The sequence below is a fragment of the Streptomyces sp. JH002 genome (assembly GCF_050916115.1).
Classification (GTDB): Bacteria; Actinomycetota; Actinomycetes; order Streptomycetales; family Streptomycetaceae; genus Streptomyces; species Streptomyces xiamenensis.
This window is the reverse complement of record NZ_CP087989.1, coordinates 1,671,899-1,697,460: the sequence shown is the minus strand read 5'-3', so window position 1 is coordinate 1,697,460 and position 25,562 is coordinate 1,671,899. Positions and strand designations below refer to the sequence as shown.

The window sequence follows — 25,562 nt, the reverse complement described above, 5'->3', positions numbered from 1 at the left end:
CGTGGGCGTGGGCTTGTGCGCGGTCGGGGCGCGGTGCGGTGCGGGGTGGTGTCGGCCCGGTCAGACGGCGACGGGGGCCGGGTCCCGCTCCGGCTGGGGGCCGCGTCCGGTGATGGCGATGAAGGTGTCCTGGAGGGTGGCGTCGGGGGAACCGCCGTACCGGGTCTTCAGCTCCGCCGGGGCGCCCTCGGCGGCGATGCGCCCGTCGTCCACCACGATCAGCCGGTCGGCGAGGGCGTCCGCCTCGTCCAGGTAGTGCGTGGTGAGGAAGATCGTGGTGCTCTCCTCGGAGCGGATGCGGCGGATCAGGTTCCACAGGTCGGCGCGGCTGCCGGGGTCGAGCCCGGTGGTGGGCTCGTCCAGGAAGAGGACGCGCGGGCGGTGGGTGAGCGCCATGGCGATGTCCAGGCGCCGCCGCTGGCCGCCGGAGAGGGCGGCGCACTTGCGGTCCAGCAGGTCGGTGAGGCCGAGGTCCTCGGCCAGTTCGGCGACCCGGGCGTGAGCCTCGGCCCTGGTGAGCCGGTAGAGCCGCGCCTGGAGGGTGAGTTCGTCGCGGACCGTCTCGTGGGGGTCGGTGCCGCCGGACTGGGCGACGTAGCCGATCGCGCGGCGGACGGCGGCCTGCTCGGTGGCGAGGTCGTGCCCGGCGACCGTGGCGGTGCCCCGGGTGGGGGCGAGCAGCGTGGTGAGCATCCGCAGGGTGGTGGACTTGCCCGCTCCGTTGGGGCCCAGGAACCCGAGTATCTCGCCGGGTTCGACGCTCATGTCGATGCCGCGCACGGCGTCCACCGTGCCCCGTTTGGTGGTGTACGTGAGGGCCAGGTCGTGCGTGGTGAGGATCGGTGCCATGCCGGATACAAAAGCAGGGCCGCTTAAAAAATGCAATCGCCCCAAGTTTTAAGTTGGTCAAGGAACCTTTAGGATGGCGTCATGGCCGGGCTCAGGGAACGCAAGAAGCAGCAGACCAGGCAGCACATCTCCGACGTGGCCACCGGAATGTTCCTGGAACGGGGCTTCGACGAGGTGACGGTGGCGGAGGTCGCGGAGGCGGCGGACGTCTCCGTCAACACCGTCTACAACTACTTCCCGGCCAAGGAGGATCTGTTCCTGGACCGGCAGGAGGAGGTCATCGACCACCCCTCCCTGCTGGTGCGCGAGCGCGCCCCGGGACAGTCGGCGGCCGAGGTGGTGCTCGGCGCGATCCGGCAGGACATCATCAGCCGCAGCGCGCGGATCGGCATGGCCGAGGGCATGGGCCGTTTCATCCAGGTGATGTTCGGCACCGAGTCGCTGCGGCGCCGGATGATGGAGATCCACCAGCGGACCGGGGAACGCCTGACCGAGACACTGCGGGAGGCGGCGGGTGCCGACGAGCACGACCATCTGCCCGATCTGATCGCCGGCCAACTGCTGGCCGTCCGGACGATGATCTTCCGCACCGTCGGGCACCGCATGATCGAGGGACGCCCGCTGGACGAGATCGCCGACCTGGCGCTGGAGAAGCTGGAGGCCGCCCAGTCGCTGCTGTCCCAGCGGCTGCTCGACTACGCGCGCCGCCCGGCCGCCCCGGACACGCCGCCCGGCGGCCCCGGCGGCACGAGCTGAGCGAACGGATGCCGCCCGGCGCATACTGAGAGCCGGTACGACGGACGAAGGAGGTGAGACCCCCGTGACCGCAGTGGCAGGTGGGGTGTCGCCGTGGGCGCCCCCGGGGTGTTCCGAGAGGTCGTCCGTTGATGACGCAGGACGGGAAGATCGTCGAGCGGCTGCGCGCCGCCGGCTGTGTGTTCGCCGAGGATGAGGCGCGGCTGATCGTGGGCGCCGCGCGCGGCGCCGCCGAACTGTCCGCCATGGTGGACCGGCGCCTGGCCGGGCTGCCGCTGGAACAGGTGGTGGGGTGGGCCGCGTTCAGCGGCCTGCGGATCGTGGTGGAGCCGGGGGTGTTCGTCCCCCGGCGGCGCACCGAGTTCCTGGTACGGCAGGCCGTGACCGGCGGCGCGCCGGCGGCCGGGGACGTGGTGGTCGATCTGTGCTGCGGCTCCGGGGCGGTGGGGGCCGCGATCGCCGCCGCCGTACCGGGCGTCGAACTGCACGCCGCCGACATCGACCCGGCCGCCGTACGGTGCGCCCGGCGCAATGTGGCGGCCGCCGCGGGGCGCGTGTACGAGGGCGATCTGTACGCGCCGCTGCCGCCCCGGCTGCGCGGCACGGTGGCCGTGCTGGCCGCGAACGTGCCCTATGTGCCCAGCCGGGAGGTCGGCCTGCTGCCGGCCGAGGCCCGCGACCACGAGCCGCTGGTGGCGCTGGACGGCGGCGCGGACGGTCTGGACGTGCTGCGCCGGGTGGCCGCCGGGGCGGGGGAGTGGCTGGCCCCCGGCGGGCGGCTGCTGGTGGAGACGACGGAGCGTCAGGCGGCGCGGGCGGCGATGGTGTTCACCCGGCACGGGCTGACGGCCCGGACGGCGGCCGACGAGGACGGGAACGCCACCGTGGTCATCGGCACCCGGTAGCATGACGGCAGCGTGCAAGCCTCCCGGCCGGTTGTTCTCCGGCCGGGAGGCTTTCTTTCATGACAGACACACCTGATGTGCGCGTGCGCCGCGCGGACGCCGACGACTTCCCCGTGCTGGAACGACTGTGGCCGATGTTCCGCCACGACCTCTCCGAGGTGCGCGGTCAGCTTCCCGACCCCGACGGCACCTTCCGCAGCGACCGGCTGACGGCCGCGTTCCGCGACCCCGGCTGGGCCGCCTACCTGGCGCTGCGGGGGGACCGGCCGGCCGGCTTCGCCCTCGTCCGGGCGCTGGAGACCCCGGTCCGGGTGCTCAACGCCTTCTTCGTGGTACGCGGCGCCCGCCGCTCCGGGGTGGGGATGACCGTCGTCCGGGAGGTGGTGGCCCATCACCCGGGGCGCTGGGAGATCCCCTTCCAGGACGACAACCACACCGCCGCGAGGTTCTGGCGCCGGGTGGCCGGTGAACTCGCCGGCCGGGACTGGACCGAGGAGCACCGCCCGGTACCGGGCCGGCCGCAGTCGCCCCCGGACACCTGGATCAGCTTCACGGTCTGAGGCACACAACGCGTCGTGGCCGCCCCCGGGGGTTACCGGGGGCGGCCACGGCACGGCTCAGTCGAGGGAGTGGACCGCCACGTGCGGTGCCCCCGTCACACCGGTGCCGTGCGGCGCGGCGGTCGTCCCCCGCGCCGGCTGCACGATGCCCGGGTCGGCGATCGGCAGGGTACGCGGCACCTCGGTGGCGCCGGCCCCGTGGACCGCTCCGCGCCCGGGCCGGACGATGCCGGGGTCGGCGATCGGCAGGGTGTGCGGCGCTTCGGCGGCAGCCTCCTCGATCGTGCCCTCCGCCGGCTGCACGATGCCCGGGTCGGCGATCGGCAGGGTGCGCGGGGCGTCCTCGGCCACAGGCGCGAGGGCCAGGGCCGGAACGGCGCCGAGGGTGAGGGCGGCGGCGGCGACCGCGCCCAGAACACCGGCGCGGAGGCTGGCGTGCGTCATGGGGTTCTCCGATTCTCCGTGGTGGGGATGAGACAGCCCAGAGGTACCCGACGCACGCGGCCCGGCCGTCCCCTTGTGGGTGTGTGTCGCCCGCACGGGGGAAGAGCGGGATGCCTGTGCTAGCCCTCTTGGCGGTGGGTGTCCAGGAACCGGTGCTGCGCCGCGATCAGCGCGCTCGCCTCCACCTCCGCCGCCGGATGGCCGAAGTGTCCCGCGGTCAGCACGAACAGTTCCCGCGTGCCCGGCAGCGCGTTGTGGATCGCGAACTGGCCCGGCGGCGGGACCACCGGGTCGAACATCGCCGCGCCCACGTGCACCGGGATGTCCAGGAGACCGGCGGCCGTCGCCGCGTCGAAGTACGACAGCACCCGCGCCACCCGGGGATCACGGACGTGCCGCTCCCGCACCGCCTCCCCGCTGCCCGCGCACGGCAGGGTCAGCCGCAGCGGATGGTTGCCGAAGCTCGGTACGACCAGGGTCGCCGCCCGGAAGCGGTCGTCCCAGGGCAGCGCGAGCGGGCCGATCCCGCCGCCGAAGCTCGCCCCGTGGTACGAAAGACCGGCCGCGGCCCGCGGGATCAGCTCCAGCAGCGCCGTCGCCGCGCACCAGATGTCCGCCGCGCAGTCGCCGTGCACATAGCTCTCGCGCGTCTCGATGCCGTGCAGGACGTGCTCGCCGCCCCGCTCCGGGATGTCGGGGAAGCGGCTGGCGGTGCCCAGGCCCCGCAGCACCGGCCAGATGGCCGCCGCGCCGGGCGGCGGCAGCAGCGGTTCGGGGAATTCGCGACCGCCATATCCGTGGGTGACCACACAGCCCCGGGTGACCCGCCCGTCGGCCGGGACGGTCAGCCAGCCGCCGATCCGCCGGCCGCCCACCGAGACGTAGTCGAGGCGGTGCACCCGTATGCCCCCCGCCTCGTGCTCCACCGGGCCCAGGCGCGGGGCCACCTGCACCTCCATCGCCGCCGCGTGCCGCGCCCGCCAGAATCCGGTGAAGTCCTCCGGGGCCGGCGGGGCGCCCACCGCCAGCAGGGCGTCCAGGTCGTAGCCGTACGTCGGATCGAAGGGGAAGTCATGGCGCAGGTCCACGCGCTGAGTGTTTGCCTTCGTCAATTCCTGCTGCGGGGTCATGAGTTCCTCACGGATGTGCGGGGCGGGCCCTTCCGGCCGGCGGCGATGAGCTTCCGAGTGGCTCAAGCATCCCTCCCGTCCCCGGCTCGAAACTTTCTCAGTCCGCTCTCTTGACGCTCATCACGGCGGTCCCTACGGTCGCTGCAACGAATCAGCAGACAACTCATTGTTGCTGCTCATCAGTTGCTGATACGAAACAGCAAGGGGACGCAGTGCCAGTCAAACGCCACCGGCAGGCGCCGACGCAGTCGGATGTGGCGCGCCGCGCAGGGGTGTCGCAGGCGACCGTGTCGGCCGTGGTCAACGGCCGGGCAGCCAGCAGCCGTATCCCGGCCGAAACCGAACGGCTCGTCAAGGACACCATCCGCGAATTGGGCTATGCGGCGAATCCCGCCGCCCGCTCCCTGAAGGGCAAGGGAAACCGGCTGCTGGGGGTGCACACCTTCGAGGCGGTCTTCCCGATCAGCAGCCGCGACTTCTACCACGGGTTCCTCATCGGAGTGGAGGAGCAGGCCGTCGCCGAGGGCTACGACCTGGTCCTGTTCACCTCCACCGAGGACGACAACGGCGAACGCCGCCTCTACCGCGACGGCACCAACCGCCTGAACGTCGCCGACGGCAGCGTGCTGCTCGGTATCACCCACGACCACTCCGATGTGGCCCGGCTCAGCCGCGACGGCTACCCCTTCGTCCACATCGGGCGTCGCGCCGTCTCCGGCGCCGACATCGCGTGGGTGAGCGCGGACTACACCGCCGGGACCCGGGACGCCGTCCAGGACCTCATCGGCGCCGGCCACACCCGTATCGGCTACCTCGGGCTCACCGACCGCACCGAACCGCTCGCCGACCGGGAGGCGGGCTACCGTGCCGCCTGCGCCGCCGCGGGCATCCCGCCGCTGCCCGTCCTGATGAACCCGCACGACCTGGAACAGGAGTGGTTCGACCTCGCCATCGGCTCCGGTATCACCGCCTTCGTCGCCGAGGAGGAGTCCCTCACCGACCGGATCGCCGCGTTCGCCGCGCACCGCGCCCTGCGCATCCCCGCCGACCTCTCCGTCGTCACCCTCCGCGACACCAGCGGCGGCCCGTACCCGGGCACCTCCTGGAGCTCGCTGGGCATTCCGCGCAACGCGATCGGCCGCGCCGCCGTCCGGCTGCTGGTCGAGACGCTGCACGAGCCCGACACGCCGCGCCCCCGGCAGATCCTGCTCGCCTGCGCACCGCCCGTGCCCTCCACCATCGCCGCGCCGCCCACCCGCCAGGGAGTGTCATGACCCGGATCAGTGCCGACATCGCCGTCATCGGCGGCGGCCTCGGCGGGGTCGCCGCCGCCCTCGCCGCCGCCCGCAGCGGGCTGCGGGTGGTGCTCACCGAGGAGTACGACTGGGTCGGCGGCCAGCTCACCGTGCAGGGCACCCCGCCCGACGAGCACCCGTGGATCGAGCAGTTCGGCTCCACCGCCTCCTACCGGGCGATGCGCGAGGGCATCCGCGACTACTACCGGCGCTGGTATCCGCTCACCGCCGAGGCCCGCGCCGACCGCGCCCTGAACCCCGGCAACGGCCGGGTCAGCGCGCTGTGCGCCGAGCCGCGGGTGGCACACGACGTGCTGCGCGCGCTGCTCGCCCCGCACCAGGCCGCCGGCCGCCTCGATCTGCGCACCGGGTACCGGCCGGTGGCGGCCACCACCGACGGCGACACGGTCACGAGTGTGACGCTCGATCCGGTACGGGAGGGGGAGCCGTTCACCGTCACCGCCCCGTACATCCTGGACGCCACCGAGACCGGTGACCTGCTGCCGCTGACCGGCACCGAGCATGTCACCGGCTTCGAGTCGCGCGAGGTCACCGGCGAACCGAGCGCCCCCGCGACCGCCCAGCCGCACAACATCCAGGCCGCCTCCTGGTGCCTGGCCCTGGAGCACCGGGCCGGCGAGGACCACACCATCGACAAGCCGGACGACTACGGATTCTGGCGCGACTACCAGCCGCCGTACTGGCCGGGACCGTTCTTCGGCCTGCTCGCCCCCAAGCCACAGACCCTGGAACCCACCCGGCGGCTGCTGGAACCCAACCCCGACCCGGCCGCCGGGCCACCGCCCCTCGCCGGTGACCTCGACCTGTGGGCGTTCCGCCGCATCCTGGCCCGGGAGAACTTCACCCCGGGGGCCCTGGAATCCGACGTCATCATCGTCAACTGGCCGATGATCGATTACGTCGAGGGCCCGCTGTTCGGCGGCGGCCCCGAGGAGGACGCCCGCCATCTGGCCGGCGCCCGCGCCATGAGCCGCAGCTTCCTGTACTGGATGCAGACCGAACTGCCGCGCGCCGACGGCGGTACGGGGCTGCCCGGGCTGCGCACCCGCCCCGATGCGGTGGGGACGGCGGACGGGCTGACCATGGGCCCGTACCACCGCGAGTCGCGCCGTATCCAGGCCGTGCACACCATCACCGAGCAGGAGGTGTCGCTCGCGGTCCGCGGCGAGCGCGGCGCCGTCCCGCACCCGGACTCGGTCGGCATCGGCTCGTACCGCATCGACCTGCACCCCTCCACCGGCGGCGACAACTACATCGACATCGGCTCCTGTCCCTTCCAGATCCCGCTGGGGGCGCTGCTGCCGCAGCGGATCACCAATCTGCTGCCGGCCGCGAAGAACATCGGCACCACCCACATCACCAATGGCTGCTACCGGCTGCACCCCGTCGAGTGGAACATCGGCGAGGCCGCCGGACTGCTGGCCGTCTACTGCCTGGGCGCGCGCGCGACCCCGCACCAGGTCCGCGAGGACGCCACCCATCTTGAGGACTACCGCCGCCTGTTGACCGGCCACGGTGTGGAACTCGCCTGGCCCGAGGTCCACGGCTACTGAGCAACCCCACCGTCCCACCTGGGAGAAACACACATGAACGCAATGACGCGTAAATCCTGGCAGTTCGACCGGAGAAGATTCCTCGCCGCCGGCGGCGCCGTCACCCTGGGCGCCGGCGCGCTGGGTGCGCTCAGCGCCTGCACCCTGAGCCCGGAGGGCGGCGGCGGTGACGGCGGCGGCGCGACCGACGCCGAGGGGGAGGCGCCCGAGCTGAAGCGGCTGGTGGACGAGGGCAAGCTGCCGCCGCTGGCCGAGCGCATCCCCGCGAAGCCGCTGGTGGTGACCCCGGTGGACGAGGTGGGCCGGTACGGCGGCACCTGGCGGAACGCGCTGATCGGCGCCGGTGACACCTTCCGGCTCCAGTTCACCCTGGGGTACGAGAACCTGGTGCGCTGGGACCTGGACTGGAAGGCGACAGTGCCCAATGTCGCCGAGTCGGTGACCGTCAACGAGGACGCCACCCGGTTCACCTTCGTGCTGCGGGAGGGCATGAAGTGGTCCGACGGCGAGCCGTTCACGGTGGACGACGTGCTGTTCGCCTTCCACGACATCGCCATGAACAAGGCCGTCATCCCCGACACCCCGGGCCATCTGTCGGTGGACGGTGAACCGGCCCGCCTGGAGCGGATCGACGATCTCACCCTGGAGTTCACCTTCGCCGCGCCCCGGGCGCTGTTCCTCGAACAGTTGGCGAGCGGGCCCAGCGACATGCTCACCCGGCTGCCCAAGCACTATCTGAGCCGGTTCCACCCCGATTACGCCGAGGACGCCGAGCGGGCCGCCAGGGACCTGGACTACTCGGGCGCCATGGAACTGCTCCAGGACGCCATGTACGCGGGCGCGCTGTGGACCAATCCGGCACTGCCCCGGCTGCACGCCTGGATACCGGGGAACGCGGTCGGCGACGGCACCAAGATGCGGTTCCGGCGCAATCCGTACTACTGGAAGGTGGATACGGCGGGCAATCAGCTGCCGTATCTCAACGGCATCGACTTCGCCATGGTGCAGGACTCCGAGGTGCTGCTGCTCAATGTGCTCCAGGGTGAGATCGACATGCTGGACCGGCATGTCAACACCACCCGCAACAAGCCGGTGCTGGCGGCCGAACGGGAATCGGGCGGGTACCGGTTCTTCGATCTGGTGCCCGACAAGCTCAACACCCTCACCATCATGCTCAATCTCACCTGCCAGGACGAGGCGAAGCGGGAGGTCTTCCAGAACCGGGACTTCCGGATCGGGCTCTCCCACGCCATCAACCGGCAGGAACTGATCACCACCGTGCACGCCCGTCAGGGCGAGCCCTGGCAGGTGGCGCCGCTGCGGGAATCAGAGCTGTTCGACGAGGAAATGGCCAAGCAGTACACCGCATTCGATCTCGATCTCGCCAATGAGTATCTGGACCGCACCGGCTGGACCCGGCGCAATGGCGAGGGCATCAGGCTCGGCCCGGACGGCAGGCCGATCTCCTTCCGGGTGCTGGTGGGCACCGGGGCCGGCAAGCCGGAGCTGGCGGACGCGCTGGAACTGATCCGCCCGGGCTGGCGCACGGTCGGGGTCGACATGCGGGTCCAGAACGAGGACGAGACGCTGCGTACCCAGCTCATCCAGGCCAATGAGCACCAGGCGCTGGTCTGGGACGGCGACGGCGGCCTGGACACGGTCAACACCCCCGGTTTCTTCATGCCGGAATGGGGCGACAATTCGGCATTCTGCCCGGATTGGTTCACCTGGCTGGCGACGGAAGGGGCCGACGGCCAGGAACCCCCGGAGCCGGCCAAGGAGCAGTACCGGATCTACCACGAGCAGATCGCCGCCGAGCCGGACCGCGAGCGCCGCAACGCCCTGATGCGGGAAATCCTGGACATCGCCAAGGAACAGTTCTGGACGATCGGCGTGTCCACCGCGCTGCCCGGCTACGGCATCGTCGGCGAGCACTTCCGCAACATGGTCCAGCAGACCTATTTCGCCGGCAAGTTCCCCTATCCGGGTGTCACCAACCCCGAGCAGTACTACCTCGATTCCGACTCCTGACACCTGACATCCGGAAAGACTGACGGGACGGTCTGCGGTGCTGAGCTATGTGGCACGACGGTGCCTCTACATGATCCCGACGCTCTTCGGGATATCGGTGGTGGCCTTCGCCATCATCCAACTGCCGCCGGGCGACTTTCTGACCACCCTGGTCGCCCGGATGGAGAACCAGGGCGAACGCATGGACCAGGCCCAGATGGCGGCCCTGCGCGAACGCTACGGCCTGGGCGACCCGATGTACCAGCAATATCTGAAGTGGATCGGCAACATCCTCTTCCACGGTGACTTCGGCCAGTCCTTCGAATACAGCAAGACCGTCTCCTCCCTGGTGATGGACCGGCTGCCGATGACGATCCTGCTGGCCGTCACCACCCTCCTCGCCGGCTGGATCATCGCCTTCCCCATCGGGCTCTACTCGGCGGTCCGGCAGTACTCGGCCGGCGACTACCTCGCCACCACCATCGGATTCCTCGGACTCGCCATCCCCAACTTCATGATCGCCCTGGTGCTCATGTATCTGGGCTACAGCGTCTTCGGCATGAGCGTCGGCGGCCTCTTCTCACCCGAATTCGAGGACGCCGCCTGGAACCTGGGCAAATTCCTCGATCTGCTCGGCCATCTGTGGGTGCCCATCGTGGTCCTCGGTACGGCCGGCACCGCCGGGCTCATCCGCATCCTGCGCGCCAATCTCCTCGACGAACTGCGCAAGCCGTACGTGGTGGCCGCCCGCGCCCGCGGCATGAGCGAACGCCGGCTGGTCCGCAAGTATCCGCTGCGGGTCGCCCTCAACCCCTTCGTCTCCACCGTGGGCTGGGTACTGCCGGGCCTGGTCTCCGGCGAGGTCATCGTCTCCCAGGTGCTCTCCCTGCCCACCACGGGCCCGCTGCTGCTGGGCGCGCTCCGCAGCCAGGACATGTACCTGGCCTCTTCGATCATCCTCATCGTCAGTGTGCTGACCGTGATCGGCACGCTGCTCTCCGACATCCTGCTCGCCTGGCTCGACCCCCGGGTCCGGCTCGGACAGCGGTAGGGGGCCCGCCATGTCAGCCGATCTGTCCACACCCGCCGCCCAGAACTCCGCCGACACCGCCGACAAGCGGTTCACCGCCTCCCAGTGGCAGCTCATCTGGTGGAAGTTCCGCCGCCACAAGCTCGCCATGGCCGGCGCCGTCATCACCCTTCTCTTCTACTTCGTCGCCCTGTTCGCCGAGTTCCTCGCCCCCTACGGCACCGAACACTTCAACGGCGACTACACCTACGCCCCGCCCCAGACGCTCCATCTCGACGGCGACGGCCTCTACGTCAACGGCTACACCGCCACCATCGACAACGACACCTACGAGCAGACCTACACCGAGGACCCGGGACAGCGGATCTCCGTCGGCTTCCTGGTCCGGGGCGAGGAGTACAAGATCCTCGGCCTCATCCCCTTCGACCGCCACCTCATCGGCCCCACCGAACCCGGTGCCCCCGTCTATCTGCTGGGCGCCGACCGCACCGGGCACGACCTGCTGTCCCTGCTCATCCACGGCACCCGCGTCTCGATGACCATCGGCCTGGTCGGGGTCGCCCTCGCCTTCGCCCTCGGGGTGGCGCTCGGCGGCGTCTCCGGCTACTTCGGCGGCAGGACCGACACCGTCATCCAGCGCCTCGTCGAGTTCTTCATGTCGGTCCCCACCCTGCCGCTGTGGCTCGGCCTGGCCGCCGCCCTCCCGTACGACTGGGGGCCCGTCCAGCGTTACTTCGCCATCACCGTCATCCTCGCGATCATCGGCTGGACGGATCTGGCCCGGGTGGTACGCGGCAGGTTCCTCTCGCTGCGCGGCGAGGACTTCGTCACCTCGGCCCGGCTGGACGGCTGCCGGCAACCCCGGGTGATCTTCCGGCACATGCTGCCCTCCTTCTCCAGCCACCTCATCGCGTCCCTGTCGCTGTCCATCCCCGGGATGATCCTCGCCGAGACCTCCCTCAGCTTCCTGGGCCTGGGCCTCCAGTCACCCGTCGTCAGCTGGGGCGTCCTCCTCCAGGACGCCCAGAACATCCGCGTGCTGTCCACCGCCCCCTGGCTGATGATCCCCGGTCTCGCCGTCATCCTCGCCGTCCTCGCGCTGAACTTCGCCGGCGACGGACTGCGGGACGCCGCCGACCCGTACAAGAAATAGCGGAGCAGGACCATGACGACTCCACCGCCACAACAGACCCCCCTGCTGGACATCGCCGGGCTGAAGACCCACTTCCACACCCGGGAGGGCACCGTACGCGCCGTCGACGGCGTCAGCTTCACCGTCCCGCGCGGCAAGATCGTCTGCGTGGTCGGCGAATCCGGCTGCGGCAAGAGCATGACCGCCCGCTCCGTCCTGGGCCTCGTCGACGAACCGGGGCGCATCGAGGCCGGCACCATCCACTGGCACCCGAGCAGCCGCGAACACCCGGTCGACCTCGCCGCCCTCCACCCCACGGGACCCGAACTGCGCGCCGTGCGGGGCGGCGAGATCGCCATGGTCTTCCAGGAGCCGATGGCCGCGCTCTCCCCCATGTACTCCATCGGCGACCAGCTCACCGAAGCCATCCGGCTCCATCTGCCGCTGGGCCGCGCCGCCGCCCGCGACCGCGCCGTGCACCTGCTGCGCAAGGTCGGCATCCCGCGCCCCGAGGAGCGCATGGACGCCTACTCCTTCCAGCTCTCCGGCGGCATGTGCCAGCGCGCCATGATCGCCATCGCCCTGGCCTGCGACCCCGCCCTGCTGATCGCCGACGAACCCACCACCGCGCTGGACGTCACCACCCAGGCCCGCATCATCGACCTGCTGCGCGAACTCCAGGCCGATACCGGCATGTCCGTCCTCTTCATCACCCACGACCTGGGCGTCGTCGCCGAGATCGCCGACGAGGTCGTCGTCATGTACCTGGGCCGGGTCGCCGAACAGGGGCCCGTCGACGCGATCTTCCACGACCCGCAGCACCCGTACACCCGCGCCCTGCTCGGCTCCGTCCCCCGCATGGGCGCCGGCACCGGACAGCGGCTCACCACCATCCCCGGCAACGTCCCGCACCCCTCCGAACGCCCCGCGGGCTGCCCCTTCCACCTCCGCTGCGACCGCGCCCGCCCCGGGCTGTGCGACACCGCCGAACCACCCGAGGTCCGTACCGCGCCCGACCGCCGGGTCCGTTGCGTTCTGCACGCCCCGCGCACCGAAGGAGCACCCGCATGAGCGCGCCGCTGCTCGACATCCAAGGGGTACGGGTCCACTTCCCCGTCAAGCGCGGGCTGCTGGGGCGTACCACGGGCCACATCCGGGCCGTCGACGGCATCGACCTGGCCGTCCGTGAAGGCGAGACGCTGGGTCTGGTCGGCGAATCCGGCTGCGGCAAGACGACGCTGGGCCGCTCCCTCGCCCGCATCCTCGCTCCGACGGCCGGCCGCGTCGCCTACCGCCGCGCGGACGGCACCGCCGTCGACGTCGCCACTCTCTCCGGCGCCGCCCTGCGCGATTACCGGCGCGAGGTCCGCGTCGTCTTCCAGGACCCCTTCTCCTCCCTCAACCCCCGCATGACGCTGCTCCAGATCATCGGCGACCCGCTGCGCTCGTACGGCATCGCCACCGGCAGCGAACTGGAGGACCGCGTCGCGGCGATGCTGCGCCGCGTCGGCCTGTCCCCGCGCTATCTGCACCGCTACCCGCACGCCTTCTCCGGCGGCGAACGGCAGCGCGTCAACATCGCCCGCGCCCTCATCGTGCGCCCCCGCCTGGTCATCGCCGACGAACCCGTCTCCGCCCTCGATGTCTCCGTCCGCGCCCAGATCCTCAATCTGCTGCGCGACCTCCAGGAGGAGCTGGGTCTCACCTACCTCTTCATCTCGCACGACCTGTCCGTCGTCGAAAGCGTCTGTGACCGCGTGGCCGTGATGTACCTGGGCAAGATCGCCGAGGTGGCCGACACCGGCGAGCTGTATTCCCGGCCGCACCACCCGTACACCGAGGCACTGCTGTCCGCCGTGCCCCGCCCCGACCCCCGGCTGCGCGACACCGGGCGCCGCATCCGGCTCACCGACGACCTCCCCGACCCCGCCCACCCGCCGAAGGGCTGCTCCTTCCACACCCGCTGCCGCTACGCCGTCCCCGGCGTCTGCGACATCGCCGGAGCGCCACCGGCCCTGGCCGGGACCGGGGACAGCCGGCTGGCGGCCTGCCACCGCACCACCGCACTCGAACTGACCGGCGTCGAACCGACAGGAGCCCCGACACCATGACGCCCCGCACCACCACCCCCGCCACCACCGACGCGACCGACACCGCCGCGCTGCGCGCCCTCGCCGACCGGCTCACGCTGGAGCAGAAGGTCCGGCTGCTGACCGGCGCCGACAGCTGGAGCCTGCACGCGGAACCCGCCATCGGACTGCGCCGTATCGTCGTCTCCGACGGCCCCAGCGGCATCCGCGGCGAGAGCTGGGACGGCCGTTTCTCCGCCCTCAACCTGCCCTCCGCCACCGCCCTGTCCGCCTCCTGGGACCCGGACCTCGCCGCCCGCTACGGCGCCGTCCTCGCCGTGGAGGCCCGCCGGATGGGCGCCGACGTGGTCCTCGGCCCCACCATCAACCTGCACCGCAGCCCGCTGGGCGGCCGGCACTTCGAGGCCTACTCCGAGGACCCGCTGCTCACCTCCCGGCTGTGCGCCGCCTATGTCCGCGCCGTGCAGGCCGGCGGCGTCGGCGCCACCCCCAAGCACTACGTCGCCAACGACTCCGAGACCGACCGCTTCACCTACGACGCCCTTATCGACGAGCGCACCCTGCGCGAGGTGTATCTCGCCGCCTTCGAGGACACCGTGGTCCACGAGCGGCCCTGGCTGGTGATGTCCGCCTACAACTCCGTCAACGGCGCCACCATGACCGAGAATCCGCTGCTCGCCGAACCGCTGTGCGGCGAATGGGGCTTCGACGGCGTGGTCTGCTCCGACTGGTGGGCCGCCCGCACCACGGAACCGGCCGCACGCGCCCGCCAGGACCTGGTGATGCCGGGCCCCGACGGACCGTGGGGCGAGAAGCTGGTGGCCGCCGTACGCGAGGGGCGGGTGCCGCAGGCCGACATCGACGAGAAGGTGCTGCGCATCCTGCGGATGGCCGCCAGGGTCGGCGCCCTGGACGGCTTCACCCCAGCCGTCACCGCCCCGCCCGCAGCCGAGGACGGCCCGGCGCTGGCCCGGGAGGCCGCCGCCGAAGGCATCGTGCTGGTCCGCAACGCGGGCGCCGAACTCCCCTGGGCGCCGGGCTCCCTGAGCTCCGTCGCCGTCATCGGCCACAACGCGTATCTGGCCCGCACCCAGGGCGGCGGCAGCGCCTCCGTCGAGCCCGACCATGTGATCTCCCCGCTGGACGGGCTGCGCGCCGCCCTGCCGGGGGCCGACATCAGCTGGCACATCGGCGCCGAGGCGCAGCGCGGCATCGCCCCGTTCGCCGGCACCGACCTCACCGACCCGGTGAGCGGGGAGCGCGGGGTACGGCTGGTCGCCCGCCGCGCGGACGGCACGGTTGTCATCGACGAACGCCGCCGGGACGCCAACCTGGTACGTCTGGGCACCGCCCGGCTCGCGGACGCCACCCGTATCGAACTGCGGACCCGCTACACCCCCACCTCCAGCGGTCCGGCCCGGATCGGTGTCGCCACCGCCGGGCGGCTGCGGCTGCTGCTCGACGGCACCGAGGCGGTGGCCACCGAGCTGATCCACGAGGGCGAGGAGTTCGGCGGCGGCCTGGTGGCCCCGCCCACCGTCTCCACGGCCGCCGAGCTCACCGAGGGCACCGCGCTCGACCTCACCGTCGAGCTGACCATCCCGGAGCGCGAGGGCCCCGAGTCCGGCGTCACCCTGGTGGCCGGCTTCGACCTGGTGACGGCCGACGGTGACCGGCTCATCGCGGACGCCGTGGCCGCCGCCCGCGCCGCCGAGGTGGCTCTCGTGGTGGTCGGCACCAGCGCCGAGGTGGAGAGCGAGGGTTTCGATCGCACCACGCTCGCCCTCCAGGGCCGCCAGGACGAACTGGTACGCGCGGTCGCCGCCGTCAACCCCCGCACCGTGGTCGTCGTCAACTCCGGCGCCCCCGTACTGCTGCCCTGGCGCGACGAGGTGGCCGCGATCCTGCTCACCTGGTTCGGCGGCCAGGAGTTCGGCCACGCGCTGGCCGACGTGCTGCTGGGCCTGCGCGAGCCCGGCGGCCGGCTCCCCACCACCTGGCCGAAGAGCGAGAGGGACGTCCCCGTCCTCGACACCACCCCGCGCGACGGCGCGCTCCCGTACACCGAGGGCATTCACCTCGGCTACCGCGCCTGGCTCAGGGCCGGCACCGAACCCGCGTACCCCTTCGGCTTCGGTCTCGGCTACACCGACTGGGAGCTGACCGGCGCGCACGCGGAAGGTACGCAGCTGACCGCGACCGTACGCAACACCGGCGCCCGGGCCGGCAAGCAGGTCGTCCAGGTCTATCTCTCCCGTCCGGAGTCTGCCGTGGACCGCCCGGTGCGCTGGCTGGCGGGCTTCGCAGCGGTACGCGCGGGCGCCGGTGAGGAGACCACCGTCACCCTGCGGCTGCCGGCCCGCGCCTTCCAGCACTGGGCTGGTGGGGGCACCTCCCGGACGGAGTCCGGGGGAGGCGGCTGGCACACCGAACCCGGCGCCTTCCGCGCCCACCTCGGCTTCGACAGCCGGCAGTTGCCGCTGGCCGTCGATCTGACCATCACAGCAGAGGAGGCGTGACCGCACCACCCGGCACACACCCCCCACTCCACAAGGAGAGCCGCGTGCTCGGAACAGCGAAGAAGCTTCTGAGAACCCTGACCGCCCTCGCCATCCCGCTCACTCTCCTCGCCGGCCCGGCGTCCGCCGCGCGCGCCGAGGATCCCACCCCGCGGCCCGCCGCCGACGCCATCCAGTGGCTGTCGGTCGACGGCAACCAGATACGGGACGAGGACGGCCGTCCCGTCACCCTGCGCGGGGTCTCGGTGCTGGCCCCGCGCCACAACGCCGAGTGCGCAGACTGCAACCCCAAGCCCATCTCCGAACTCATCGACATGTCGGTGGACGCCGCCGGAGGAGGCTGGCACTCCAAGGTGCTGCGGCTGCCGGTGACCGAATGGGCGCCGAACGACTCGCTGCCGCTGGCGGAGAACTTCGCCCGGCATGTCGACCCGTATGTCCAGCAGGCCATCGACCTCGGCATCTATGTCATCGTCGACTTCCACCGGGTGCAGAACTACGGCGACGGCAACGGCGGCGTGCCGCAGTCCATCGTCAAGGAGTTCTGGGACTATGTCGCGCCCAGGTACGCCGGCGTCCCCAATGTGATCTTCGAGGTGTACAACGAGCCGCTGGCGCCCACCAACTGGGCGACCTGGAAGAGCTACATCACGCCGGTGGTGGACTCCATCCGGCAGGTGGCCCCGGACAACCTCATCCTGATGGGCAGCCCCAACTGGTCCACCATGGTGAACGAGGCCGCCGCCGACCCGATCGACGACGCCAACACGGCGTACGTCTACCACCTCTACCCCAACCAGGGGCCCTCCAGCGTCGCCAACCTCGACCAGAAGTTCGGCAACGCGTCCCGGTCCATCCCGGTGATCCTCACCGAGTTCGGCTGGAACCCGGCGGGTGAGTTCACCGACCCGGCCGTCACCCAGGGCACCACCAAGTGCTGGGGGAACGGACTGCGGAACTATCTGGACGAGCGTCCCTGGATCAGCTGGACCGCCTGGGTCTTCGACAACTACTGGAAGCCCCAGATGTTCGACAAGAACTGGAATCTGCTGGGCGGTGACCACCAGGGCCAGTTCGTCAAGGACTGGCTGGGCCAGCTGAAGGACCACAACCAGCCGGGCACCGACAACCCGCCGGGCGCCGGCGACGACCTGGGCGTGCCGCCGTCCCGGACGGGCATCGTGGTGGACAACACCTCGCCCGGCTACAGCGACAGCGGCGACTGGACCACGGCCGACACCGCGCACGGCTTCCACGGCATCGACTACAAGCACGACGGTTCCGGCACCGCCTCCGCCAAGACCGCGACCTTCACCCCCGACCTGCCCGCCTCCGGCCGTTACAACGTCTACCTGTGGTGGTCCCCGAACAGCAACCGCACCGCGGCCGCCCCGGTGAGCATCACCCACGCCGGTGGCACCGCCGCGCTGACGGTCGATCAGCGCACGGGCGGCTGCGACTGGGGGCTGCTGGGCACGTACGACTTCACCGCGGGCGCCGGACAGAAGCTGACCCTGTCGGCCGACAGCCCCGGCTACACCATCGCCGACGCGGTGCTCTTCGAGCCGGCCGACGGCACCGACCCCGGCACCGGTGAGGAACTGCTGGTCAACGGAGACTTCGCGGCCGGTCTCGACCCCTGGTACAGCATCGGCGGGGCCACCCCCGGCACCCCGGCGGGCGGTGAGCTGTGCACGGCGGTGGCCGGCGGCACCACCCAGACCTGGGACGCCCTGATCGGCCAGGACAACATCCCGCTCACCAGCGGCGGCCAGTACGCGCTGAGCTTCACCGCCAGTACCTCGGCACCGGCGGCGCACACCGTACGCGCCGCCGTCGAGAGCACCGACTTCCCGCATCCGACCCAGCTGGACGCCTATCCCCGGCTCACCGGCGAGGGGCAGCGTTACACCTACGTCTTCAGCCCCACCGACTCACTGGACGCCGCCCGGCTGCGTTTCCAGCTCGGCGGCCAGGCCCAGCCGTACACCTTCTGCCTCGCCGAAGCTTCTTTGACCCGGCGGAACTGACGACACACCGACCCCACCCACATCTTCGACACCATCCGAACCACCCGCACCACGGGCCTCCGGTACGGCATCCGCCGCACCGGGGGCCCCGGCGTGATGCGCGTCTCTTCATCCCCACGGGGTACCTGACGGACACTAAGGTCTAGGGTCCCCGGGAACGCGACCCTCCGGGGGTCGCCGTTGAGGATCAAAGGAGATCACACGTGGCCAGGAACCTCGCCGTCGTCGGAGCCGGACTCATGGGCTCGGGCATCGCACAGGTCGCCGCCCAGGGCGGCTGGACCGTGACGCTGGTGGACACCACCGAGCAGGCACTGGCCAGGGGACGCGGCGGCATCGAGGCGTCGCTGGAGAAGTTCGCGGCCAAGGGGAGGATCAGCGCCGAGGACGCCGGGGCCACGCTCGGCCGCATCAGCACCGGCACCGAACTCGACGCCGCGGCCGACGCCGATCTCGTCGTCGAGGCCGTCTTCGAGCAGGCCGACATCAAGCGCGACATCTTCGCCACCCTGGACGGCCTGGTGAAGGACACCACCGTGCTGGCCTCCAACACCTCGGCCATTCCCATCACCAAGCTGGCCGCCGCCACCTCCCGCCCCGAACGCGTCGTGGGCACCCACTTCTTCTCCCCGGTGCCGATGATGGCGCTGTGCGAACTGGTGCGCGGCCGGCACACCAGCGACGAGACCCTGGCCACCGCCCGGGAGTTCGCGGAGTCCGCCGGCAAGACCTGCATCGTCGTCAACCGTGACGTGGCGGGCTTCGTCACCACCCGCCTCATCTCCGCGCTCATCGTGGAGGCCGCCAAGCTGCACGAGTCGGGCGTGGCCACCGCCGAGGACATCGACCTCGCCTGCAAGCTGGGCTTCGGCCACGCCATGGGCCCGCTGGCCACCGCCGATCTGACGGGTGTCGACGTCCTCACCCACGCCAGCGAGAACATCTACACCGAGTCCCGCGACGAGAAGTTCGCCCCGCCGGAGTCGATGCGCCGCATGGTGGACGCCGGTGACCTGGGCCGCAAGACCGGGCGCGGTTTCCACAGCTACTGACCCGGTTCGGGCGGGCGGGGGCCGCGGGCCGCGGTAGGCACACACTCACCCCCATGGGTGAATTCGCCGCAGATCCCTTACCCAGGGCAACCGGACGGGGGATAGAAGCCGTCAGGTGGAGAGACAGTTGAAGTCAACACGAAAGCAATTCCGGGGAGTGTTATATGCACATCAAAGGCGACCACGCTGAGCTGGTCGTCGAAGGCCGCCTGGACGTCCGCAGCGCCGCGGACGCCCGCACGGCGTTGCACGACGCCGTCGACTCCGGGCAGGGGGATCTCGTGCTCGACCTGAAGGCCCTGCACTCCTGGGACGCGACCGGTCTCGGAGTCATCATGGGGGTGCACCGCAGGGCCGGCCGCTGCGGCCGCAGGCTGGTGCTGCGCGATGTGCCCCCGCAAATGCAGCGGGTCCTGGTGGCCACCCGGCTGCACCGCATCCTGACCATCGCGTCCTGAGCCTCCTCCCGGATCACGGGGCACCGAGCACCGGTCACGGGTCACCGATCACCCCACCGGTCACGGTCACGGTTCACGGGTCGCACAGCCCCGCGACACCGGGAGGAGGCCGCCCCGGCGGCCCCGCCACGACGCCGCGCACGCCATGCGACGCCCGAGACGTCCGGGACGCCCGGGTCCGGTGGGACGGATGAGGCCGGTGCGCGGGGCCGCCTACCATGCCGGTGGAGCCGGGCCAGTAGCGTGGACGCTGCCCGGCGTCCACGCCGCACCCCATCCCGCCCCCAGCCGCACCCAGAGGACACATTGATGGAGTCCAGCCAGCCGGCCCCGCACGGTGACCAGCCCCGGGAGCCCGGAGGCACCGGACGCACCACCGAGTTGGTCGCGGGCGACTTCCTGCTGACCATCAACCCGGTGGACGGCAGCGAGATCGCCTCCTGCCCGCCCGGCCGGCGCCCCATATCCCCGCGCAAGGCACCCAGAGGCACCGGCCAGGACACCACCCGCGACCCGCTGGCCCCGCCCCTGCTGGAACGCGAGGAGGAACGCCGCCGCCTCTACCGGCTGCTGGCCCGCGGCCGTTCGGTCCGCCTCACCGGGCCCACCGGAACCGGCCGCACCGCGCTGCTGAACGCCCTCGCCCGGGACTGCGCCGAACTCGCCCCCGACGGCGTCATCCGGCTCAGCGGCCACCGCCGCACCCCCTCCGACCTCCAGCACGAGCTGTACGCCGCCGTCCGGCACACCCCCGGCTACCGGCCAGGGCCCACCGAACTGCACGCCGGACTGCGCGAGATCGGCGCCGTCGTCATCGTCGACGACATCGAGTTCGGCGGCACCGCCCTGGACGAACTGCTCGACGCCACCCCCGAGTGCGCGTTCCTGCTCTCCGCCCACCCCGGCACCACGGCCCCCACCAGCACCTCCCGGATCGAAGAGGTCTTCCTCTCCGGACTCAGCCGCACCGCCGCCCTGGAACTCCTGGAGTTCGCCGCCGCCCGCCCGCTCACCGACGCGGAGACCGACTGGGCCGCCGACCTGTGGATCGCCTCCGAGGGCCGCCCGCGCCGCTTCGTCCAGGCCGCCGCCCTGCTGCGCGCCCGCGACCTCACCGCCGCCTCCGGCGCCCCCACCGGACCGCTGCCGGAGGAGGAGATGCTCATCGCCTCCCTGGCCGCCGCGCTGCCGGACCCCGACCGGGACACCCTGCGCTTCGCGGTCGCTCTCGCCGGTGAACTGCCGGGCCCCGAGCAACTGCCCGCCCTCACCGGCGGCGCCGTCATCGGCCACGAGCGGCTCGCCGAGACCGGGCTGCTCACCGCCGCCGGCGGCCGGCTGCGCCTCGCCGAGGGAGTGGCGCCCGCGCTGGCCGCCATCGGCTTCGAGGAAGGCGCCGGCTCCCGTGGCCTGGCCACCGCCCAGCACTACACGTGGTGGCTGGTGGACCCCTCCGTCGGATCCGCCCGCGCCGCCGCCGAGGGCGACGTCCTGCTCGCCGTCATCCAGGCCACCCACCGCGGCGGCCACTCCGCCGCCGCCGCCAACCTCGCGCACAGCGCCGCCCCGACCCTGGCCGCCGCCGGCCGCTGGTCGGTGTGGGAACGCGTACTGCGCTCGGGCCAGGAGGCCGCCCGCGCGGCCGGGGAGGTCGACCAGCAGGCGTACTTCCACCACGAGCTGGGCATCCACGCCATCTGCGAGGGCCGCCTGGACCGGGCCCGTGCCGAACTGGAGGCGTCGATAGCGCTGCGCGGCGTCCTGGCCGACGCCGGCGGCGTGACCGCCGGCCGACGCGCCCTGGCCCTGGTCCGCGACCTGTCGGGGCCGCCCGCGCTGACCGCGGGACCCGCCCCCACCGCGCTGGGCGCCGCCACCCCGCCGCTGGGCCTGCCGGCCGCGCCGGTCCGCGAGGAGGCCGCGGACGAGGCCGGCACCCAGGCCATCCCGCGCCACGCCGACCTGGCCGCCACCGGCGAACTGACGGCCGTCCTGCCCCCGCTCATGCCGCACGGCGAACAGCCGGCCGAGCCGCGCCCCGCCCGGGACGGCGGCCGGAGCGGACGCCGCACCATGGCCGCGGCGGGCGCCGGTGTCCTGCTCATCGGTGTGCTGGGCACCGTGGTCGCGCTCGGCATGTCCTCGGACGAGGATCCCGGCGGGCCCGAGGACGAGCGGACCACCCGCCCGGTGGTCACCGACCGGGACCGGGAGCCGGCCGAGGAGAGCGAGGAGCCCTCCACCGACCCCGGCACCCCCACCGCCGACGCGGACCCGGAGACCGGGGAACCGCCGCAGGAGACCCCCACCGACCCGGAGACCGGCGAGCCGGTGGACCCTTCCACCACCGGCACCCCGGACAACGGCAGCGCCACCGGCAGCCCGGAGCCGCCCCCGCCCACCAGCGAGGACCCGGCCACGGGCGGCAGCGCGGGCAACGGTCCGGGCGGCAGCGGCCCCGGCGGCAACGGGGGCGCCTCCAACGGCAACGGCTCCGGCCCCGGTGACGGCGGCGCCGACGCCGGTCAGGACGGCGGCGCGGACAGCGGCACCGGCGAGACGGACGGCGGCGGGGAGGACGCGGCTGGCGGCGGCGACTCCGGAGACCCGGCGGGCGGCGACGACGGTGACCCCACCGACGGTGCCGCGGGCGACAGCTCGGCGGGTAACACCACCGCCTCCTCGCCCCCGCCCACCGAGGATCCCGACCCCTCGCCGAGCGCGACCAGCACGGCCTGAGACGGCGAACGGGGCGGGGCAGATCCGGTGATCCGCCCCGCCCCGTCCCCGTTCCCGCCCGTCAGAACAGCCGCAGCTTGTCGTCCTCGATGCCGCGCAGCCCGTCGTAGTCCAGGGTCACGCACCGGATGTCGCGGTCGGTGGCCAGCACCCGCGCCTGCGGCTTGATCTCCTGCGCCGCGAACACGCCCTTCACCGGCGCCAGGTGCGGATCCCGGTTCAGCAGCTCCAGATAGCGGGTCAGCTGCTCGACCCCGTCGATCTCCCCGCGCCGCTTGATCTCCACGGCCACCGTCGTACCGTCCGCGTCCCGGCCCAGGATGTCCACCGGGCCGATCGCCGTCGGGTACTCCCGCCGGATCAGGCTCCAGCCCTCGCCGAGCGTCTCCATGCGGTCCGCCAGCAACTCCTGGAGGTGCGCCTCCACCCCGTCCTTGATGAGGCCGGGGTCCACCCCGAGTTCATGGGAGGAGTCGTGCAAGACCTCCTCCATGGTGATGATGAGTTTTTCGCCTGCCTTGTTCTCCACCGTCCACACGGTGTGACCGTTGCTGTCGCTCTCCTTGAGCACGCACGGCGGCGACATCCAGTTCAGGGGTTTGTAGGCCCGGTCGTCGGCATGGATCGACACGGACTGATCCGCTTTGACGAGGATCAGCCGGGGCGCGGACGGAAGGTGAGCGGTGAGCCGGCCGGCGTAGTCGACGGAACAGCGGGCAATGACGAGACGCATGGTCGATCACGCTACCGGGCCGCGGGGGCAGCGCGCGACGTGGTCCTCGGGGCAGGCGATGGCTGACGGTATGGGAGGGATTCTTGGGATCCGGTGAGTGGCCGGTTATGCGCTCATTCCACTGACGTGTGCGGGTCAGGAGGCATACGGTGGTCCTCAGGGGGCGTCGCCGTCCGGGTACACCTCGGTTCAGACGCGGTGGCGGTGGTGGCGGGGCCCCTGTGTCCCGTTCGCCCGGCCCCTCCCGGGGCTGCGAAAGGAGAGATCCATGTCGCTCGACGTCTCACCGGCGCTGCTCGAACAGGCCGAGCGAGGCGAGGTCGACGAGGCCGACTTCGTCGACTGCGTCCGAACCTCCCTTCCCTTCGCCTGGCAGATGATCAGCTCCCTGGTGGCCCAGCTCAAGGTGGACGGCGGTGAGTTCGCGGACAACACCACACCGCCGCCGGACGAGCAGGCCCGTGGCCAACTGCTGCGCGCCCTCGCCTCCGATGCCATTCGCGGCGCCCTGGAGCGGCACTTCGGCGTCCGCCTGGCCTTCCAGAACTGCCACCGGGTGGCGGTGTTCCCGCTCGACGCCTCCGCCGACGACCGGCTGGAGAAGTTCACCTCGGTACGCGGGCAGTTGCTCAACCAGTCGCCGGAGCTGCGTGATTGCTGAACACCGGCGCCACGGACGGCCCGGCTGAGGCACTGGCCGGACCGCCGGGTGCTGCCGCTCCTCCCGGGGGTGTCGGGAGGAGCGGCACCACATCCGCGGCCAGCCGCCGCACATTGAGCTCCGTCGCCCCCGTCTGGCCCGAGCCCTCCACCACCAGGGCGAAACGGCTGATGCCGGTACGCTCCGCCGTGGCCGCCAGCCGGTCCGCGCACAACTGGGGTGTGCCCACCGGGTGCAGTTCGCACAGCAGCTCGGTGTAGGCGAGCGGGTCCCGCATCCGGCGCGGCGCGCCGTCCAGCGTGCGGTGCGCGGCGAGCCCCTGCCGCAGCCAGCCGGGCAGGGTCCGGCGCAGCGTCTGCACGGCCTCGGTGTGGCTGTCGGCGACCTGCGCCACCCCCGCCGACACATGGCCGGCGGTGGCGATGACCTCGCCGTCCACCCCCGCCTCCCGCGCCGCGGTGCGCCAGGCGCCCACCATCTGCGCCTTCTCCTCGTCCCCGATGTGCATGCCCAGCAGCATCGGCAGTCCGCGCTCGGCGGCCAGCCGTACGGTGCCGGGCGAGGTACAGGCCACCACCACGGGTGGGCCGGCGCCGCACACCGAGGGGACCACCGGGACCTCGCGGAAGCGGTACCGGTCGCCGTCCGCGCCGACCTCGCGCCCGCCCAGCCAGCGCAGCAGCAGGTCCAGTGATTCGGGGAAGCCCCGTTCGTACGCGTCGGCCCCGGCACCGAAGACCTCCAGATCGACCCATGGCCCGCCGCGCCCCACCCCCAGGGTGAAGCGTCCGCCGGTGAGCAGGTGCAGCAGCGCGCCCTGTTCGCCGAGGGCCACCGGATGGGCGGTGGGCAGGACGGAGATGGCGGTGCCGACCCCGATCCGCCGGGTGCGGCCCAGCAGCAGCGCGGCCAGGGTCACCGCCGAGGGGCACAGCCCGTACGGCACGAAGTGGTGTTCGGCGAGCCAGACCGCGTCGAGCCCGGCTTCCTCGGCGACCTCGGCGGAGCGCACGGCGCGCTGCAGGGCCTCGCTCTCCGACTGCCCGGGGTACTGGCCGGCGAGTACAAAGGTGCCAATCCGCATGGTCCTGCCCTTCGTCCGGTGGAGCTCCGTCCCTGTGGGCATTAACGCCTGACACGTGCCAAAGGCACGGTCCAGCGGGAGGTTTTTCCGATGATCTCCCGGCCGGGGGGATGCGTAGACTTTGTCCCCAGGACGGTGCCGATCCACTCCGAGGTGTTGAACGTGTCCCCGCGTCGCAACCGCTCACGCGGTCAGCAGCAGCCCGCTCGCCGTTCGGGCGAGGAGGAGGGCGGGAACCGGTACGGCCTGGAGAGCACCGAGGACTGGCGGGGCGAGGAGTGGGTGGTGCGCCGGATCAGCGGGGGCGCCGCGGTCAAGCACTACCGCTGCCCCGGCTGCGATCAGGAGATCCCGCCCGGGGTGCCGCACGTGGTGAGCTGGCCGCGGGCCGGGGCGGTGGACGACCGGCGGCACTGGCACCGCTCGTGCTGGGAGGCGCGGGACCGCCGGGGCGTGCGCGCCCAGCGGTCCCGCAACGCGCCGCGGCACTGAGCCGGCGCGGCGGCCGTGC

22 protein-coding genes are annotated in these 25,562 nt (G+C 72.1%); 17 read left to right on the top strand and 5 right to left on the bottom strand.

Annotation, left to right across the window (positions count from 1 at the left end):
* Nucleotides 1-60 precede the first annotated feature (60 nt).
* Entirely contained in the window at nucleotides 61-849 is a 789-nt protein-coding gene (locus tag H7827_RS07235) for an ABC transporter ATP-binding protein (RefSeq protein WP_432743559.1), read from the bottom strand.
* Between the two features lie 81 nt (nucleotides 850-930).
* Between H7827_RS07235 and H7827_RS07230 the strand changes: the two genes are divergently transcribed.
* The 3 genes from H7827_RS07230 to H7827_RS07220 all read left to right on the top strand — a co-directional run bounded on the left by H7827_RS07230 (nucleotide 931) and on the right by H7827_RS07220 (nucleotide 3,070).
* Nucleotides 931-1,605: a TetR/AcrR family transcriptional regulator gene (locus H7827_RS07230; RefSeq protein ID WP_432743557.1), complete on the top strand. Its 675-nt coding sequence runs from the start codon at nucleotides 931-933 to the stop codon at nucleotides 1,603-1,605.
* Between the two features lie 131 nt (nucleotides 1,606-1,736).
* Entirely contained in the window at nucleotides 1,737-2,510 is a 774-nt protein-coding gene (locus tag H7827_RS07225; protein WP_432743555.1) for a putative protein N(5)-glutamine methyltransferase, read from the top strand.
* A gap of 59 nt (nucleotides 2,511-2,569) precedes the next feature.
* Nucleotides 2,570-3,070, top strand: coding sequence for a GNAT family N-acetyltransferase (locus H7827_RS07220; protein ID WP_432743553.1), 501 nt, complete (start codon nucleotides 2,570-2,572; stop codon nucleotides 3,068-3,070).
* Between the two features lie 57 nt (nucleotides 3,071-3,127).
* Here the strand turns inward: H7827_RS07220 and H7827_RS07215 are convergent, their stop codons facing one another.
* On the bottom strand, nucleotides 3,128-3,514 hold the full coding sequence (locus H7827_RS07215; RefSeq protein ID WP_432743551.1) for a hypothetical protein: 387 nt from the start codon (nucleotides 3,512-3,514) through the stop codon (nucleotides 3,128-3,130).
* Nucleotides 3,515-3,633: 119 nt separating this feature from the next.
* Nucleotides 3,634-4,644 carry an acetylxylan esterase gene (locus H7827_RS07210; protein WP_432743549.1) on the bottom strand — a complete coding sequence of 337 codons (1,011 nt, stop codon included), beginning with the start codon at nucleotides 4,642-4,644 and terminating at the stop codon, nucleotides 3,634-3,636.
* Between the two features lie 212 nt (nucleotides 4,645-4,856).
* On the opposite strand from H7827_RS07210, the gene H7827_RS07205 reads away from it, so the two are divergent.
* From H7827_RS07205 to H7827_RS07150, 12 genes are all read left to right on the top strand, one after another.
* On the top strand, nucleotides 4,857-5,918 hold the full coding sequence (locus H7827_RS07205; protein ID WP_386540989.1) for a LacI family DNA-binding transcriptional regulator: 1,062 nt from the start codon (nucleotides 4,857-4,859) through the stop codon (nucleotides 5,916-5,918).
* On the top strand, nucleotides 5,915-7,513 hold the full coding sequence (locus tag H7827_RS07200) for an FAD-dependent oxidoreductase (protein ID WP_432743547.1): 1,599 nt from the start codon (nucleotides 5,915-5,917) through the stop codon (nucleotides 7,511-7,513). Before H7827_RS07205 ends, H7827_RS07200 begins: the two co-directional genes overlap by 4 nt.
* A 33-nt stretch (nucleotides 7,514-7,546) precedes the next feature.
* Nucleotides 7,547-9,544 carry an ABC transporter substrate-binding protein gene (locus tag H7827_RS07195; RefSeq protein WP_432743545.1) on the top strand — a complete coding sequence of 666 codons (1,998 nt, stop codon included), beginning with the start codon at nucleotides 7,547-7,549 and terminating at the stop codon, nucleotides 9,542-9,544.
* Nucleotides 9,545-9,581: 37 nt separating this feature from the next.
* Nucleotides 9,582-10,574, top strand: a complete 993-nt coding sequence (locus H7827_RS07190) for an ABC transporter permease (protein ID WP_107047028.1) — start codon at nucleotides 9,582-9,584, stop codon at nucleotides 10,572-10,574.
* 10 nt (nucleotides 10,575-10,584) lie between these two features.
* Complete coding sequence (locus H7827_RS07185; RefSeq protein WP_432743543.1) at nucleotides 10,585-11,706, top strand: ABC transporter permease; 1,122 nt, start codon at nucleotides 10,585-10,587, stop codon at nucleotides 11,704-11,706.
* 12 nt (nucleotides 11,707-11,718) lie between these two features.
* A complete protein-coding gene (locus tag H7827_RS07180) occupies nucleotides 11,719-12,756 on the top strand; it encodes an ABC transporter ATP-binding protein (protein ID WP_432743541.1) in 1,038 nt (345 codons plus the stop codon).
* Nucleotides 12,753-13,796 carry an ABC transporter ATP-binding protein gene (locus tag H7827_RS07175; protein WP_386540983.1) on the top strand — a complete coding sequence of 348 codons (1,044 nt, stop codon included), beginning with the start codon at nucleotides 12,753-12,755 and terminating at the stop codon, nucleotides 13,794-13,796. Before H7827_RS07180 ends, H7827_RS07175 begins: the two co-directional genes overlap by 4 nt.
* Nucleotides 13,793-16,294, top strand: coding sequence for a beta-glucosidase (locus tag H7827_RS07170; RefSeq protein WP_432743538.1), 2,502 nt, complete (start codon nucleotides 13,793-13,795; stop codon nucleotides 16,292-16,294). Before H7827_RS07175 ends, H7827_RS07170 begins: the two co-directional genes overlap by 4 nt.
* 44 nt (nucleotides 16,295-16,338) lie before the next feature.
* Complete coding sequence (locus tag H7827_RS07165; protein ID WP_432743536.1) at nucleotides 16,339-18,324, top strand: cellulase family glycosylhydrolase; 1,986 nt, start codon at nucleotides 16,339-16,341, stop codon at nucleotides 18,322-18,324.
* A gap of 203 nt (nucleotides 18,325-18,527) precedes the next feature.
* Nucleotides 18,528-19,376: a 3-hydroxyacyl-CoA dehydrogenase family protein gene (locus H7827_RS07160; protein ID WP_386540980.1), complete on the top strand. Its 849-nt coding sequence runs from the start codon at nucleotides 18,528-18,530 to the stop codon at nucleotides 19,374-19,376.
* Nucleotides 19,377-19,540: 164 nt separating this feature from the next.
* Nucleotides 19,541-19,834, top strand: a complete 294-nt coding sequence (locus H7827_RS07155; protein WP_030733620.1) for an STAS domain-containing protein — start codon at nucleotides 19,541-19,543, stop codon at nucleotides 19,832-19,834.
* Between the two features lie 309 nt (nucleotides 19,835-20,143).
* On the top strand, nucleotides 20,144-22,573 hold the full coding sequence (locus H7827_RS07150; protein ID WP_432743534.1) for an ATP-binding protein: 2,430 nt from the start codon (nucleotides 20,144-20,146) through the stop codon (nucleotides 22,571-22,573).
* Between the two features lie 61 nt (nucleotides 22,574-22,634).
* Here H7827_RS07150 and nucS read toward each other — a convergent pair whose 3' ends face one another.
* Complete coding sequence (gene nucS, locus H7827_RS07145; protein ID WP_030733623.1) at nucleotides 22,635-23,306, bottom strand: endonuclease NucS; 672 nt, start codon at nucleotides 23,304-23,306, stop codon at nucleotides 22,635-22,637.
* 268 nt (nucleotides 23,307-23,574) lie between these two features.
* Between nucS and H7827_RS07140 the strand changes: the two genes are divergently transcribed.
* The gene (locus H7827_RS07140) at nucleotides 23,575-23,967 is read left to right on the top strand and encodes an SCO5389 family protein (RefSeq protein WP_030733625.1); all 393 of its coding nucleotides are present in this window, start codon (nucleotides 23,575-23,577) and stop codon (nucleotides 23,965-23,967) included.
* Here the strand turns inward: H7827_RS07140 and H7827_RS07135 are convergent.
* Nucleotides 23,936-25,051 (bottom strand): LLM class flavin-dependent oxidoreductase, encoded by a 1,116-nt coding sequence (locus tag H7827_RS07135; protein WP_432743531.1) that lies wholly within the window; start codon nucleotides 25,049-25,051, stop codon nucleotides 23,936-23,938. The two genes, H7827_RS07140 and H7827_RS07135, sit on opposite strands and share 32 nt — an antisense overlap.
* 162 nt (nucleotides 25,052-25,213) lie before the next feature.
* Here H7827_RS07135 and H7827_RS07130 point away from each other — a divergent pair, with 162 nt between their 5' ends.
* Complete coding sequence (locus H7827_RS07130) at nucleotides 25,214-25,543, top strand: ATP/GTP-binding protein (RefSeq protein WP_386541969.1); 330 nt, start codon at nucleotides 25,214-25,216, stop codon at nucleotides 25,541-25,543.
* Nucleotides 25,544-25,562: the final 19 nt, after the last annotated feature.